Source organism: Treponema peruense (assembly GCF_016117655.1).
Lineage (GTDB): Bacteria > Spirochaetota > Spirochaetia > Treponematales > Treponemataceae > Treponema_D > Treponema_D peruense.
In genome coordinates this window covers 1,474,781-1,488,506 of record NZ_CP064936.1, presented here as the reverse complement: position 1 = coordinate 1,488,506, position 13,726 = coordinate 1,474,781, and the positions used below count along the sequence as shown (strand labels likewise).

The following is a 13,726-nucleotide window of genomic DNA, read 5'->3' as shown; positions in this document are numbered from 1 at the left end:
CCTCTTAATTTGTATTTGATTATCAAAAGCAAGGGAGCCTTGCAAACGGCCGGTTTTCCCTTGCTTAAGACTTAAGCCCATTATGAGGCTTCCTTGACTGTTACTGCATCAGAAATTGTTGTAACTAATTCCTTGCGCTTGTAATGCAAAGAAGAAGTGCACCGGGTCTTTAGGACAATGCGGTAATTCCCGGCAGTAAGTTCTTTGGGCAAAGGAAAAAGAAGTGTACCAGGTTTGTTTACCGAAAGTGTTGCTGTAACTTTTACCCAGTCTGCTCCTGTTTCATCGATTACATAATTGTCTCCAGTCGCAGGTGCAAACCAAATCCCGGAATCATCGCCGCCGATTAAAAGCTTTTTGCCTGTAATCTGGACGGAACCTTTAATTGTTAAGACTCTGTCTGTTCCACCTGTGTCAATGTCCTGAATCTGTGCAATTGTTGCCTGAGGTTCAGAATAACCAGTTTGTTCAACAGTGACTTTTGAAATTGCTGTTTTAGTCAAATCTGAAGGAATGAACTTTACAGTAATTTCAGGAGTTGAAGACTTTCCGTCTGTTGAACCTTTACAGGATATGTAGAAAAGTCCAAGGTTCAGACAGTTTACAGAATTTCCGCCGCCTAAGGATTCTGTAACAACTTTTTCCAAAGCGTCACAGACTGAGTAGACGGTGCCAATGTCCAGCTGGGGGACTTTGTTGGCGACAAGCTGCAGGACGTTTCCTACAGTGTGAGTGTTGCGGATGGCCCTGCCGACATACTTGTCTGTAGAGTCTTTCGAAAAATAATTGCGCTGTAATTTGACGGACACGCGGCCGTTGGGATTCCCGATGGAATCCATCAAGTTGGAAGTAGCTGCCATAATAGGTACAGAAGGGCAGTAAGGTTCCAGAATATAAATAATACCTGAAGTTTCAAGTATTGAAATCCAATTTTTTACTGTATCTGCGTCTTTTGAAATTTCTGATGCAATATTTGAATAATTGAGCATCTGGCCGGTACGGGCTGCACAGGCAATCATAAAGCGGCGGAATGTGTCCAGGTCCTGAACGGCAGAAAGAGCGCGTACATCACGTTCAAGATAAGTTTTTATATAGTCAGAAAAAAATCTTTCCCAGTTCATTTTTGGATTCTGCAAAGCAGGGTATCCGCCGCGGTGAATTATGCTCCAGATATTCTCAGGCTTTTTTGCGGACTTTTGTCTGGCCTTTACATATTCCATTGTAGGAACAAAAGACTGGTCAAAATCTGTTTTCTGCATTTCACGCAAAGAGAGTGTAGAAAGTTCAATTATAGAAACACGGCCTGCAAGGGATTCAGAAGCAGCCTTCATCAGTTTAAAAGGCTGTGAACCTGTCAGACAAAAAAGGCCTGTATCCTTCGACGCGTCACATGCAATTTTTATATAGCGGAAAAGACTTGGAACATACTGGACTTCATCATAAGTTACAGGAGGAGGATTCAAGTCAATAAATTCTGTAGGATTATTTTTTGCCTGGTCTTCTGCAAATTGGTCATCAAAAGTAACGACTTTTCTATCGGGAAAAAGTTCTTCAAGCATCGTTGATTTTCCAGTCTGTCTTGCACCTGTAACAAGAATTGATTTGTATGTTTCTACAGCTTCTTTTGCAAGTTTTTCAGCAGCTCTATTGATATAATCCATAAATTATTCCTTTGGCTAATTCCGATTAGGATTCGGAATTAGCCATAACTATAAAATACAGTCTGAAAGAGCTTTCTGTCAAGACTTCTTTCTTTATTAGCTCATCCATTAATAAAAGTCTCTGTCATGCTGAACTCTTTACAGCATCAATTTCTTTTGTATACACTTTTCAATACATATCTTTTAAGTCACAACGTTGCGCCAATTAAGGAGAAATAGGATTGAAAAAAAACATATTGTATGTTATTATTTTAATAGCCATTAAATTAATAACTATTAAAATACTGGAGGCGATATGTCTAAATTTTATGACCGTAAGGATGAACTTAAAGCTCTTGAACAGATAGAAACTAATTCTATGAAAACGGCTAATTTCACTGTTATGACAGGTCGCCGCCGTATTGGTAAAACTGCATTGCTTAAGAAGTTTATCGGCAATAAGAAAAGCTGCTATCTTTTTACAAGCCGCAGTTCAGAGACCATCTTGTGTGAGCAGTGGCAGAAAGCCTTGTCTGACAGTCTTGGATTAAATATATTCGGAAAAATTACTAAACTTGCAGACCTTTTTGAGCAGGTTATGAACTATTCAAAGCAGGAACATTTTATTCTTGTAATTGATGAGTTTCAGGATCTGCAATCAATCAATTCTTCTTTTTTCAGCCAGATGCAAAATATCTGGGATGCCGCTAAAGACCAATCAAAAATAAATCTCATAGTTTGCGGTTCTGTTTATTCAATGATGATAAAAATCTTTGAAGATTCAAAGGAACCTCTCTTTGGCCGTTCTACGGCAAAAATCAATCTTAAGCCTTTTACTCCTTCTGTCTGCAAAAAGATATTGTCTGATTTTAATCCGTCATATACAAGCGAAGATCTTCTTTGCCTTTATATGCTTTCCGGTGGAGTTGCAAAATATATATTTCTTCTCATGGAAAGCGGCAGCGTAACAAAAGAAAAAATGATTGACTATGTTACCGGTATCACTTCCCCATTTCTGATTGACGGTAAGGATATTCTTGTATCAGAAATTGGAAAAGACTACGGAGTTTATTTTTCAATTCTTGCATTGATTTCACGGGGACTGACTGCTCAGAATGAAATTGATTCAGTAATTCAAAAAAATACCGGAGCCTATCTTACAAATCTTGCTGAAAAATTCAATGTCATAAAACCAATTAAACCTGTTTTTTCAAAGTCAGAAAGCCGCAATGCCAGATGGCAGATTACAGACTGCTATTTACGTTTTTATTTCCGATTTATAAATGCAAACCAAAGCCTTATTGAACTTGGTCAGCTTGATTTGCTGAAAAAAATAATTCTCCGGGATTATGAAACTTTCACAGGAAAAACACTGGAACAGTATTTCACAGCAAAAATAAACGAGGAAAAGGAGCTTACAAGAATTGGCGGCTGGTGGGACCGTAAAGGCGAAAATGAAATTGATATAATTGCAGTAAATGAATTGGAAAAGACCTGCGATGTATATGAAGTAAAGCGTCAGGCAAAAAAGCTTGATATGGATTTATTGGAAAAGAAGACTGAGAATTTTAAGGCTATTGCAAAATCTGAGGTCAGCGGATTTACATTTAATATTGTAGGCTTAAGCATGGAAGATATGTAAATATTTTAAAATAGGAGAAATGAATATTGCTCATCCATTTATGGAGTTGATGCCCATTCTACAGTCGAATTGGAAAGAATTACAAAAAAATAAATTGAAGAGGAAACAAAATGAAAAATATTCACGTAAGTGCAGCTGTAATTTTCAGAACAACCGATGACGGAACAAAAGAAGTTTTTGCAACAGCCCGCGGTTATGGAGACTACAAAGGCTGGTGGGAATTTCCCGGCGGAAAAATCGAGCACGATGAATCAGGCAACGAAATTGAAACTCCAGAAGAAGCTTTAATCCGCGAAATTCATGAAGAACTTGATTCAAAAATTAAAGTTCATGAAAAAATACAGACTGTTGAATGGGACTATCCCAAGTTCCATTTAAAAATGGAATGTTTTAGATGTGAACTTGTCGAAGGAAAACTTACTTTGCTTGAAGCCGAAGATGCAAAATGGCTGAATGCAGACAATTTGAAAACTGTAAAATGGCTCCCTGCAGATGAACTCATTCTGGATAAGGTAAATGCATTATTCAATTGAAGTTTCACAATAAGACGCATCTTTTCCAAAACATGACGTCTGGTTCTGCGTCATCTTTCATATAGACATATCTTTCTTAAAATGCTATAATATTCAGACTTATATAGAGGGGTAATAAAAATGATATTTCCACTTGAAGAATTGGTAAAGTTTAAGGGCGGAATGTACGAAATTACGGTAGCCGCAAGCCGCCGTGCGTATCAGCTCGCCATGATAAAGGATCCTCTTGTAGACGAGAACGACGGAAAGGTAGTAAGCCTTGCCGCCAGACAGCTCTTTACCGGAGAAGTCCAGTACCGCATCGATGCGCCCAAGAACTGACACTAAAATACCGGTAGTTGTAATATTCGCACCAACTGCGTGCGGAAAGACCGCCTTAATCGAGAAAACTTTCGGTAAGGGCGGCCTTGCTGTTTTTAAAGACCGCGCAGAAATAATCAGTGCAGACAGTCAGTCCGTTTACCGCGGCATGAACATCGGAACCGCAAAACCTTCCGCCGGTGAAATGGAACAGATTCCCTATCATCTTGTAAATGTTGCAGACCCTTCAGAACAGTTTGGGGCAGGCGAGTTTATTGAATATGCAGACCGCGCGTGCAAAGACATATATTCCCGCTCAAAAATACCCGTTTTGGCAGGCGGCACCGGCTTTTATATAAGAAATTTTCTGCTCGGACTTCCTGTAACTCCTGCAAGCGACCCTGCAATAAGACAGTCTCTCAAACAGCGTCTTGAATCATCAGGTTCACAATCCCTATATGCAGAACTTACTATCGCAGATCCCGTGTCAGCAAAAAGAATAAATCCCCATGACAACTACAGAATTCTGCGCGCACTCGAAGTCTATTATACCTGCGGCCGTCCGTTAAGTTCGTTTGCTCTTCCGTCCGAACCAAGAAAACAATATGATTTTCTTACAATTATTTTAACCCGTCCCAGGGAAGAACTTTTTTCAAGAATAGATGAGCGTGTAGAAAAAATGTTCAGTGAAGGACTTGAAGATGAAGTGCGGTCCCTTGTAAAAAAAGGTTACGGAGCAGACTCACCCGGAATGAAGGCAATAGGGTACAGTGAATTTTTTATACCTGGCCTGAACACCGCACAAATAAAAGAGCGTATAAAACTCGACAGCAGGCACTATGCAAAAAAACAGTACACCTTTATGCGTGGAATTCCCGGTGCAAAGACATTCAGTGCAGATGATGAAGAGGCTATACAGTTTGAACTAAAGCTTTTTTTTCGTTCTGCTGCGAAAGCGGAATAATTATCGTAAATACTGTTCCTTCGCCTTCTTCTGAGTCAACCTGAATTTTCCAGTCCATTGTGTCAACAATTGTCTTAACGACAGAAAGACCAATTCCAAATCCTTTTTCGCGGCGTGAACTTGTTCCCCTGTAGAAAAGGTCATAAATGTGGTCAAGATCTTTGCGTGCTATTCCGCATCCGGTGTCGGCTACAGTTATGCGTACGTCATCTTTTGTCTGTACACCGCTTACGGTAATAGAGTCACCTTCTTTTGTGTAGCGCAGTGCATTGCTGAAGAGGTTTTCCAACATACGGTTAAAAAGATTTCTGTCCAGTGGAATTTTTAGTTCCGGATCTATTTTGACTTCAGTAAAAATACCCCTGTTGTATACATCTGCAGTAAGTCCAAGGCTCTTTGCATAATCATTCATTACGGCTTCAAGGCTTGTCGGTTCAAGTGTTTTTCTCCAGTCCGTGCTGCTGAGTTTAACGTAATTTATAAGGTCGTTGATCATGTTTTCAAACTGGTCGGTTTTTGAGTGGATTATGTAAAGTGCTTTTTTAATGCTGTCCATGTCGCTTACAACGCCGTCGGTTATGGCTTCGGTATATCCTTTTATAAGCGCAATCGGTGTCCTTAGGTCGTGGCTTATTCCCATTATGAATTTTGTGCGCCTTTCCTGATTGTCTTTGAGTGAAACCCTCATGCGTTCAAGGTTTTCCATAAGAGACGTAATTTCGTTCGAGCGCCGGCCTTTTTTGGGAATATCTATTTTGGTATCAAGTTCGCCGTCGGCAATTTTCTGCATTGATTTTTCAAGATCCTGAATAGAAACAGAAATTGACTTTGAAATTTTAATTACGATTATTACTGTAAACGATTCAAATGCAATCAGGCACAGGAACATCGGCAGAAAGAAGAATGGCAGTTTGTGCTTTGTTTTGTTACCGGCAATGGGGTAGCGGCTTACGACAAGACCTTTGTTGTTATCCCTTCCTGTTGAATCATTGCTTTCAAAACATATTGCACGGAACTGGTAGTCAAAAATTCCGCTTGTTGAACGAACAAAGTCAAACAGATTGTCAGAGGTTAGTCTTGCTCCGTTTTTTATCTCCTTCATATTGGAAATAATTGCGGTGTCATTGTAGTAAATTAAAATCTGCGTGTTCGGGGGAGTGTTTTCGAGATGCTTTTTCATCTCGTTCCAGTCATTGTCGCTTAAATTCTGCAGGTTCACGTTTCTCATTTCGTTGTAATTCTGCATAAGGTAGCGCTGCGATGAAGTCATGTACATGTAAACCGGAAGCACCAGCATGCACAGAAGCGGCAGGCATAGAATTCCTGCAATAAGAATCGTGAACTGCGAATTTATTTTCATTTATCGAATCTGTATCCCATTCCGAACATTGTTGTAATGTATCTTGGTCTTGAAGGATCGTCTTCAATCTTTTTTCTGAGTCTCTGGATGTAAACTGCAACGGCAGTTATGTCACCGTACTGTGTTTTCCAGACATTGTTGTAAATTACTTCGGGACTTACAGGCTCTCCTGCATGGCGAACAAGGTATTCCAGAACATCGTATTCCCTTGCAGAAAGAGGAATCTTCTGGTTTCCTTTTTTAAGTACGCAACTGTTGCAGAAAAGCATGTACGGGCCAAACTGGAGCGTTTCTTCTACTGTAGCCTCTGTTGCGCTCAGTCTGCTGAGTTTTGCCTGTACCCTTGCCACAAGAACTTTGGGACTGAACGGCTTTGTAACAAATTCGTCCGCTCCGAAACCAAGACCGGCAATTATATCTTCATCTGCGTCTCTTGCCGAAACGATTATTACAGGAATTGAAGCTTTGTATTCACCCCTGAACTTTTTGAGAAAGTCAAAACCGCTCATTCCGGGAAGATTCAGGTCCAGAAGTACAAGGTCGGGAAGGTAGCCGGTAGAAAGCTTTTCAAGTGCTGCTTCTGCATTTTCACAGGCTGTTGTAGAAAAACCGGAGTTTTCCAGATACATGCATATAAGCTGTGACATTTCAGGAACGTCTTCAATAATCAATATCTCATTCTTCATATTTTCAAGGTTAATCCCATTTTGATGTAAAAACAATATTATTCTTGTTATATTCAACGTTTAATAACAGAATTTTATGTTGAACAAATTAATTGGAAATTGCGCTAAACCTACTTGACGGTTATGCCAATACCGTACATTATATAAAGATATGATAGAAGTTACCCGGCTAAACGGAAAAAAATATTGGGTTAATCCGCATCAGATTGAAACAATGGAGTGCAGGCCGGATCTTACTCTGACAATGCTTTCAGGAAAGAGTGTTGTCGTGAAGGAAACCCCCGAAGAGATAATTTCCCGCATAGTTGAATACCGTAAAAAAATCGGCATAAACTCGCAGGATGACTAAGGGTTTTTGGGTAATTTGTTCAGGAGCGTTGAATGGATATAGCAACAATTATAGGTTTCGTCGGCGGACTTGCCATGATGATGGTCGGTGTTTTCACTTCAGGTGGATCCATCATGGGTATTATTGATATTCCGTCAATATTCGTTACAATCGGAGGATCTTATTTTTCGCTCTGGATTTGTGCGCCTATGAATGAGGCTGTGGGAATTTTCGGTATTATCAGAAGGTGTTTCAAAACATACGATTACGGTGAAAAGAATGCCGTGCAGAATATGGTTGCACTGAGTGAAAAGGCCCGCCGTGAAGGAATCCTTGCCCTTGAAGAAGGTCTTGATGATCTTGATGACCCGTTCCTTAAGGAGGGGCTCAGACTTATGGTCGACGGAAACGACGGCTCGCAGATAAGGGCAATCCTTGAAAACGAAATGGCACAGGCAGAAAGCCGCCACATGGAATGGGCAAATATTGTTATACAATGGGCCGGATACGCTCCTGGTTTTGGTATGATGGGTACAGTTATCGGTCTTATCGGTATGTTGAATAACCTTGAAGATAAAAGTTCTCTTGGTCCCAACATGGCTGTTGCCCTTATTACGACACTTTACGGATCAATGCTTGCAAACTGGCTGTTTGGTCCTCTTGCTGCGAAACTCATCTGGCAGAATTCATGCGAGATGAATTCAAAAGAGATGATTCTTGAGGGAATACTTTCAATCCAGTCGGGAGACAACCCGCGTATTCTGGCACAAAAGCTTCTTACCTATCTTGATCCCAAAACGCGCAAGTCCATTGAGGCTGACGTTCTTAAAGACTGAGGTGTTTTAGATGGGAAAAAGAGAAAAGAAAGAGCCTGCAAAACCATCAACCGCGTGGCAGGGAACCTACGGAGACATGATTACACTCATGCTCTGCTTCTTTGTTATGCTTTACGATCCTTCAGAGTCAGATGCCGTTCAGATGGCAGCACTCGCAGCTTCGCTTTCAAACAATAATCCCGGCGGCGGAATCTCTGTAAGTCCCGGAACTCTTGCAGACCTCGGCAATATAGTGAGTGCTCTTCCTTCTATAGAAAAGGGCAAGGCTTTAGGACCTGCAATGAAAAAAGCCATAAGCAGTTTTGCGCCCGAGGTAAAGTCAAACAAAATTACAATTACAAGTGACGAACGCGGTCTGATTATTTCGCTTGCTTCGGACACTTTCTTTGAGCGCGGCAGTGCAGAACTTAATATAGCAGCATCCCGTGATATGCTCATGAAACTGGCATCGTTTTTTTCGGCTCCCGAAGTCAAGGGAAAGCGCTGGCGCATAGAGGGACATACAGACAATACTCCTGTTGCGGCAGGAGGTCCTTATGCAAGCAACTGGGAACTTTCTGCAGCAAGAGCCGCAAATGTTCTGCATTACCTGTGCGACTTTGGCGTTGACGAAAATCAGTTTTCAATAGCCGGTTATGCCAACACAAGGCCAAAACTCAGTAATGACACCGAAGAAGGACGGGCATACAACCGCCGTGTGGATGTCATTATTCTGGATGACGGTCATTTTTAGTTTGACTGCAATTCAATGCTAAGGTAAAATTTAAAAATACCGATAAAAAAGTAAGGATTTAAATAATATACGGAGGAATCTATGGCAGATGAAAACGCAGCTGATGATTTGGGTGGAGAAGACCTTGGTGGCGGCACAGCAACAAAAAACAGTGGCGCAAAGGGTGCTTTTACCCAGCTTCTGAAGTTTATACTTATCGGAATTGCTGCCGTAATTCTTATCGTTACAATTGTTGTTATTACAACCATTGTCCTTAACAAAGGCGGTAGGTCACAGACTGTTATTCCCTACAGTGAAGAATATACGGTACAGAGGGAAACTTACGACTGGTATACTTCACTTGACCAGATAAGAACTTCTACAAGCGACCCTGTACCTGCAAGCGTAAGTGTTACAATTGCACTTGGTTACAAAAAGGATGACAAGGCTGCATCTGCAGAAATAACGGCAAGAAGAATAGAGATTATAGATTTTTTAAGAAGATTTTTCTCTGAAAAACTTGCTGTAGAACTCAGACCGCAAAATGAAGAAGTTTTGCGCCAGCAGATACGTGACCAGATAAATGATGATATTTTAAGCAGTTCGCGGATCCGCGACGTAAGGTTTACGGCGAAGGATATTGTTCAACAGTGATGCAGGGTGGATTTAAGGCATGAACGAAGTTCTTTCCCAGGATGAAATTGACCAGCTGCTTCAGGCTATAAGTTCCGGTGACAGTGAAGCCGATGACTATAAGCCGGTTAATGACACCCGTCGAATAAAAATTTATGATTTCCGCAGACCTGACAAGTTCTCAAAGGAACAGATACGTACTGTTTCGAATATGCACGAAACTTTTGCGCGTCTTACTACAACCAGCCTTTCTGCACAGCTTCGTACACTTGTTCACGTTCATGTTGCGTCAGTTGACCAGCTTACCTACGAGGAATTTATCCGTTCCATACCAACGCCTACAACGCTGGCAGTAATCAATATGGACCCTCTTAAGGGTAATGCAGTTCTTGAGATTGCGCCTGAAATTACGTTTATAATCATTGACCGTCTTTTTGGCGGCTCGGGAGATACCGGCGGAAAAGTAAACCGTGACCTTACAGATATTGAACAGTCCGTTATGGAAGGTATTATCGTAAGAATTCTTGCAAATATGAGGGAAGCGTGGACACAGGTTATTGACCTCAGACCGCGTCTGCAGCAGATAGAAACAAACCCTCAGTTTGCGCAGATTGTTCCGCCCAACGAAATGGTCATTCTTGTAACCCTCGAAATCAAAATCGGTGAGGAAGCAGGAATGATGAACATATGTATTCCTTACATTACAATAGAGCCGATTGTTTCAAAACTGTCATCGCAGTTCTGGTTCAGTTCGGTAAGAAGAAGTTCTACTACACAGTATCTTGGAACCCTTAAAGAAAAGCTTGCCGATGTAGAAATGGAACTTGTGGCAGACATAGGTTCAATCAACGTTCCCATCAGGGATGTTCTTGCACTGCGCATAGGGGACGTTGTAAGACTTGATAATATTAGGGTCGGAGAGCCGCTGACTCTGAGCGTAGGCAGCAAAAAGAAATTCTACTGCCAGCCCGGAGTTGTGGGCAAAAAAATGGCCGTACAAATAATAGGCAAAATCGAAGAGCATGAAAATGAAGACTTTGAGGAATTAACCCCAGAAGGAGACGAAACCATATGAGCGAAGGATCTATATCTCAGGAAGAAATTGACGCATTGTTGTCCGGTGTTGACATGGGCGGTCTCGGTTCGGGAGGTTCATTTTCCTCTGTACCGGATACGAACATAGATACAGCAACCCTTCAGAAATTTTCTGACGGAATGAAGGGAAAACTGGCAGAAATCATAAAGAGCATGACACAGAAAGATGTCATTGTAGACGGTGCAACTGTTGACGCACTCGGAAGGGATGAGCTTTTGGCTCGCCTGCCTGAAGTTGTTGTTGCGGTAATGGCCGACTATTCTGCAGGGCTTACGGGTGACCACCTCTTTTTGATGTCTACTGAATTTGCAACAAAGCTTGTTTCACTTATCAATCAGGAAGAAAATCCTGCCCTTGATGACATGGGACTTTCTGTTGTTTCAGAAGTTATATCTTCACATTCAGGTGCAGAAATTACTGAACTCAGCAAAGATGGAAAACTTCCCGGTCTTGCAACAAACCCGCCAGAAGCAGTCAACCAGCCCAAGGCAATGATCAGAATACCGCAGGGGACATTTGCCCTGTTTACTTATTCCGGAACCCTTGACGGTGAGCCCTTTACTTTGTGGGAAGCAGTCGGCGGTTCTGTTGCAGAAGGAATGGCAAAGGCTCTTGGCGGCGGAACACAGAAGGCAGCTTCTCCTGACATGTCTGCGGCTTCTATGGCAGCTGCGGCAGGTTTCTCACAGCAGCCTATGATGGGTGCACAGAATCCGGCCGGAATGCAGCAGAGTGCGATGATGGGTATGGGACAGCCTAATATGGGAATGCAGCAGAATCCTATGATGGGAATGGGGCAGCCCAATATGGGAATGCAGCAGAATGCGATGATGGGTATGCAGCAGCCAATGATGGGAATGCAGCAGATGCAGACTCCTCCAAGCGTACAGGCACTTCAGTTCCCCAACTTCCAGCAGTCGGTTCCGAGTGGCGAGCAGGGCAATATTGGTCTTATCATGGACGTTTTCATGGAAATGACCGTAGAACTTGGCCGCACCAAAAAGACAATAAAAGATATACTTGGACTCGGCGAAGGAACAATTATTGAGCTTGACAAACTTGCCGGTGAACCTGTTGATATTCTTGTAAACCATAAAACCATAGCCAGGGGAGAAGTCGTAGTTATTGACGAAAGTTTCGGCGTACGTGTTACAGAGATTCTTCCGGCAATGGATCATGTTGCGTCTTCAATCTGAGTCAAGGCAGGTGCGGAATTCAATGAAATTTTTCTTTGTTAAAAATGTAAAAAAAATTGTACTTCTGCTTCTTCTGTCGGGATTTGCCTTCTGTTTTGCGCAGGAGACAGGTTCCGCAGAAAGAGTTCCTGCCGATGAGACGACACTTACTTTTGATTACAACGGAACTTCAGCTTTGGCACAGAATGAATCTTCTTCTTCAGGTGCATGGGTACTGGTGCGCATGGTTCTGGTACTTGCCCTGGTTGTGGCCGCTGTCTGGTTTGTTTTTAAATTCCTCAGAAAAAGCGGTGCGCCGGCTGCTGATGATGATACTTTTCTAAGAAATGTTGCAGGCGTTACATTGTCTCCGGGCAAGTCCGTTCATATTGTAACTCTTGTTGACAAGGCCTATATGCTGGGCGTTTCTGAGTCCGGTGTAAATCTTATAGACAAAATTGATGACAAAGACCTTGTTGATGCAATGAACCTTTATAATGACAAAAAGACTTCTTCAAAAAAGCCGCGTAATTTTGCCGAAGTTCTTGATATTTTTATGCCCGGTTCAAGTTCAAGAAAAGAAAAAAATGCTTCTGTATTTGATTCTTCTACAGATGACATGATAGATTCACTCGGAAGTAAACATCTTCCAAAAGAAGAAAAAAAAAGGGACGGGGAATAACAGAATGCGAAAAAATCTGCTGCGCGTGTTTGCAGCCGTTCTTGTAGGTTTTATGTGCTCAATGACCGTTTCTGCCCAGTCTTCACAGAACAGCGGTTTTCCCGAAGGCAGTACATCCGGGCGTACAGAAATGGACAGGCGCATGACAGGCCTTGATTTTCCTAATATAACCTTCAGTGCCACAGCCCCCAGGTCGGGAAGTGAAGTTGCGTTCAGCGTTCAGCTTCTACTTTTGCTTACGCTTCTGACACTGGCACCCAGCATTCTTATTCTGACGACCTGTTTTTTGCGGTTTTCAATTGTTCTTGACTTTATAAAGAGGGCTCTTTCACTCCAGCAGGTTCCTCCTACGGCAGTTCTTAATGGAATAGCTTTGTTCATGACTCTTTTTTGCATGTGGCCTACGTTCAGACTTGTTTATGACAATTCGTTCAAGCCGCTTTCCGACAATGCAATTACTTTGGAACAGGCCGTTACCAATGCCGAAACCCCAATGCGCCAGTTTATGTACAGGCAGCTGCCTTCCGACGGCGGCTATATCGGTTCGTTTATGAAAATGGCCGGTCTTGGGCGTCCTAACGATTTGAGTACTGTTCCGACATACGTTCTGATTCCGGCTTATATTCTCAATGAACTTACAGTTGCCTTTAAAATCGGAATAATGCTTTATCTACCTTTTATTGTAATTGATATGGTTGTTGCCAGTATTCTTATGAGTATGGGTATGATGATGCTTCCGCCTGTACAGATTTCCATGCCGTTCAAGCTGCTTTTGTTTGTTCTTGTGGACGGCTGGGGTCTTCTTACACAGAATCTTTTCAGCAGTATAAGGCCCATTCTTCAGTAGTGCAGGAGGAATAGATGAGTAACGGCGAAATGTTTATGCTTATCCAGCAGGGAATTTTTCTTGTTCTTAAACTCTGTGCCCCTGTTCTTGGTGCGGCCCTTGTTATAGGACTTATTGTTGCCATTTTTCAGGCTACGACTTCTATTCAGGAACAGACTCTTACTTTTCTTCCGAAGCTTGTAACTATTCTTCTTGTAATTGCACTTCTTGGTGCATGGATGCTTTCACAGGCGGGTGATTATTTTGCCGATATTCTGCGTGCAATTCCGCGTGTGACAGGTTGACTTTCCGG

The 13,726-nt window shown here is 42.1% G+C and carries 16 protein-coding genes; 13 read left to right on the top strand and 3 right to left on the bottom strand.

The genetic code is table 11. The features are described 5' to 3' along the window. Window positions 1-80 precede the first annotated feature (80 nt). On the bottom strand, window positions 81-1,661 hold the full coding sequence (locus tag IWA51_RS06865) for an AAA family ATPase (protein WP_198441879.1): 1,581 nt from the start codon (window positions 1,659-1,661) through the stop codon (window positions 81-83). A 295-nt stretch (window positions 1,662-1,956) separates the two neighbouring features. Here IWA51_RS06865 and IWA51_RS06860 point away from each other — a divergent pair, with 295 nt between their 5' ends. From IWA51_RS06860 to miaA, 4 genes are all read left to right on the top strand, one after another. After that, window positions 1,957-3,282 carry an ATP-binding protein gene (locus IWA51_RS06860; RefSeq protein ID WP_198441878.1) on the top strand — a complete coding sequence of 442 codons (1,326 nt, stop codon included), beginning with the start codon at window positions 1,957-1,959 and terminating at the stop codon, window positions 3,280-3,282. Window positions 3,283-3,392: 110 nt separating this feature from the next. After that, complete coding sequence (locus IWA51_RS06855) at window positions 3,393-3,815, top strand: (deoxy)nucleoside triphosphate pyrophosphohydrolase (RefSeq protein ID WP_198441877.1); 423 nt, start codon at window positions 3,393-3,395, stop codon at window positions 3,813-3,815. 120 nt (window positions 3,816-3,935) lie between these two features. Next, entirely contained in the window at window positions 3,936-4,136 is a 201-nt protein-coding gene (locus tag IWA51_RS06850) for a DNA-directed RNA polymerase subunit omega (protein WP_177528071.1), read from the top strand. Next, on the top strand, window positions 4,120-5,079 hold the full coding sequence (miaA, locus tag IWA51_RS06845) for a tRNA (adenosine(37)-N6)-dimethylallyltransferase MiaA (RefSeq protein ID WP_198441876.1): 960 nt from the start codon (window positions 4,120-4,122) through the stop codon (window positions 5,077-5,079). The genes IWA51_RS06850 and miaA overlap by 17 nt, the downstream gene beginning before the upstream one ends. Here miaA and IWA51_RS06840 read toward each other — a convergent pair. Both IWA51_RS06840 and IWA51_RS06835 read right to left on the bottom strand, forming a co-directional pair. Continuing rightward, a complete protein-coding gene (locus IWA51_RS06840) occupies window positions 5,027-6,439 on the bottom strand; it encodes a HAMP domain-containing sensor histidine kinase (protein ID WP_177528069.1) in 1,413 nt (470 codons plus the stop codon). The genes miaA and IWA51_RS06840 overlap by 53 nt on opposite strands. Next, window positions 6,436-7,125 (bottom strand): response regulator transcription factor, encoded by a 690-nt coding sequence (locus IWA51_RS06835; RefSeq protein ID WP_177528068.1) that lies wholly within the window; start codon window positions 7,123-7,125, stop codon window positions 6,436-6,438. Before IWA51_RS06835 ends, IWA51_RS06840 begins: the two co-directional genes overlap by 4 nt. A 151-nt stretch (window positions 7,126-7,276) precedes the next feature. Between IWA51_RS06835 and IWA51_RS06830 the strand changes: the two genes are divergently transcribed. The 9 genes from IWA51_RS06830 (at window position 7,277) to fliQ (ending at window position 13,718) form a co-directional block, all read left to right on the top strand. Then, window positions 7,277-7,474, top strand: coding sequence for a flagellar FlbD family protein (locus IWA51_RS06830; protein ID WP_177528067.1), 198 nt, complete (start codon window positions 7,277-7,279; stop codon window positions 7,472-7,474). A 32-nt stretch (window positions 7,475-7,506) separates the two neighbouring features. Further along, window positions 7,507-8,289, top strand: coding sequence for a motility protein A (locus IWA51_RS06825; protein WP_177528066.1), 783 nt, complete (start codon window positions 7,507-7,509; stop codon window positions 8,287-8,289). A gap of 10 nt (window positions 8,290-8,299) precedes the next feature. After that, the gene (gene motB / locus IWA51_RS06820; protein ID WP_198441875.1) at window positions 8,300-9,022 is read left to right on the top strand and encodes a flagellar motor protein MotB; all 723 of its coding nucleotides are present in this window, start codon (window positions 8,300-8,302) and stop codon (window positions 9,020-9,022) included. 81 nt (window positions 9,023-9,103) lie between these two features. Continuing rightward, window positions 9,104-9,655, top strand: coding sequence for a flagellar basal body-associated FliL family protein (locus IWA51_RS06815; RefSeq protein ID WP_177528064.1), 552 nt, complete (start codon window positions 9,104-9,106; stop codon window positions 9,653-9,655). Between the two features lie 19 nt (window positions 9,656-9,674). Then, window positions 9,675-10,709: a flagellar motor switch protein FliM gene (fliM, locus tag IWA51_RS06810; protein ID WP_177528063.1), complete on the top strand. Its 1,035-nt coding sequence runs from the start codon at window positions 9,675-9,677 to the stop codon at window positions 10,707-10,709. After that, window positions 10,706-11,926: a flagellar motor switch protein FliN gene (gene fliN / locus IWA51_RS06805; protein WP_198441874.1), complete on the top strand. Its 1,221-nt coding sequence runs from the start codon at window positions 10,706-10,708 to the stop codon at window positions 11,924-11,926. The genes fliM and fliN overlap by 4 nt, the downstream gene beginning before the upstream one ends. Window positions 11,927-11,948: 22 nt before the next feature. Beyond that, entirely contained in the window at window positions 11,949-12,587 is a 639-nt protein-coding gene (locus IWA51_RS06800) for a flagellar biosynthetic protein FliO (protein WP_198441873.1), read from the top strand. Between the two features lie 4 nt (window positions 12,588-12,591). Continuing rightward, window positions 12,592-13,434, top strand: a complete 843-nt coding sequence (fliP, locus tag IWA51_RS06795) for a flagellar type III secretion system pore protein FliP (protein ID WP_177528060.1) — start codon at window positions 12,592-12,594, stop codon at window positions 13,432-13,434. A 14-nt stretch (window positions 13,435-13,448) separates the two neighbouring features. Continuing rightward, on the top strand, window positions 13,449-13,718 hold the full coding sequence (fliQ, locus tag IWA51_RS06790) for a flagellar biosynthesis protein FliQ (RefSeq protein ID WP_177528059.1): 270 nt from the start codon (window positions 13,449-13,451) through the stop codon (window positions 13,716-13,718). The last annotated feature ends 8 nt before the right edge of the window (window positions 13,719-13,726 follow it).

Excerpts from the sequence above, each read along its gene's own strand:
- IWA51_RS06865 (WP_198441879.1), bottom strand. The coding sequence starts at position 1,661 with ATGGATTATATCAATAGAGCTGCTGAAAAACTTGCAAAAGAAGCTGTA.
- IWA51_RS06860 (WP_198441878.1), top strand. The coding sequence starts at position 1,957 with ATGTCTAAATTTTATGACCGTAAGGATGAACTTAAAGCTCTTGAACAG.
- IWA51_RS06855 (WP_198441877.1), top strand. The coding sequence starts at position 3,393 with ATGAAAAATATTCACGTAAGTGCAGCTGTAATTTTCAGAACAACCGAT.
- IWA51_RS06850 (WP_177528071.1), top strand. The coding sequence starts at position 3,936 with ATGATATTTCCACTTGAAGAATTGGTAAAGTTTAAGGGCGGAATGTAC.
- miaA (WP_198441876.1), top strand. The coding sequence starts at position 4,120 with ATGCGCCCAAGAACTGACACTAAAATACCGGTAGTTGTAATATTCGCA.
- IWA51_RS06840 (WP_177528069.1), bottom strand. The coding sequence starts at position 6,439 with ATGAAAATAAATTCGCAGTTCACGATTCTTATTGCAGGAATTCTATGC.
- IWA51_RS06835 (WP_177528068.1), bottom strand. The coding sequence starts at position 7,125 with ATGAAGAATGAGATATTGATTATTGAAGACGTTCCTGAAATGTCACAG.
- IWA51_RS06830 (WP_177528067.1), top strand. The coding sequence starts at position 7,277 with ATGATAGAAGTTACCCGGCTAAACGGAAAAAAATATTGGGTTAATCCG.
- IWA51_RS06825 (WP_177528066.1), top strand. The coding sequence starts at position 7,507 with ATGGATATAGCAACAATTATAGGTTTCGTCGGCGGACTTGCCATGATG.
- motB (WP_198441875.1), top strand. The coding sequence starts at position 8,300 with ATGGGAAAAAGAGAAAAGAAAGAGCCTGCAAAACCATCAACCGCGTGG.
- IWA51_RS06815 (WP_177528064.1), top strand. The coding sequence starts at position 9,104 with ATGGCAGATGAAAACGCAGCTGATGATTTGGGTGGAGAAGACCTTGGT.
- fliM (WP_177528063.1), top strand. The coding sequence starts at position 9,675 with ATGAACGAAGTTCTTTCCCAGGATGAAATTGACCAGCTGCTTCAGGCT.
- fliN (WP_198441874.1), top strand. The coding sequence starts at position 10,706 with ATGAGCGAAGGATCTATATCTCAGGAAGAAATTGACGCATTGTTGTCC.
- IWA51_RS06800 (WP_198441873.1), top strand. The coding sequence starts at position 11,949 with ATGAAATTTTTCTTTGTTAAAAATGTAAAAAAAATTGTACTTCTGCTT.
- fliP (WP_177528060.1), top strand. The coding sequence starts at position 12,592 with ATGCGAAAAAATCTGCTGCGCGTGTTTGCAGCCGTTCTTGTAGGTTTT.
- fliQ (WP_177528059.1), top strand. The coding sequence starts at position 13,449 with ATGAGTAACGGCGAAATGTTTATGCTTATCCAGCAGGGAATTTTTCTT.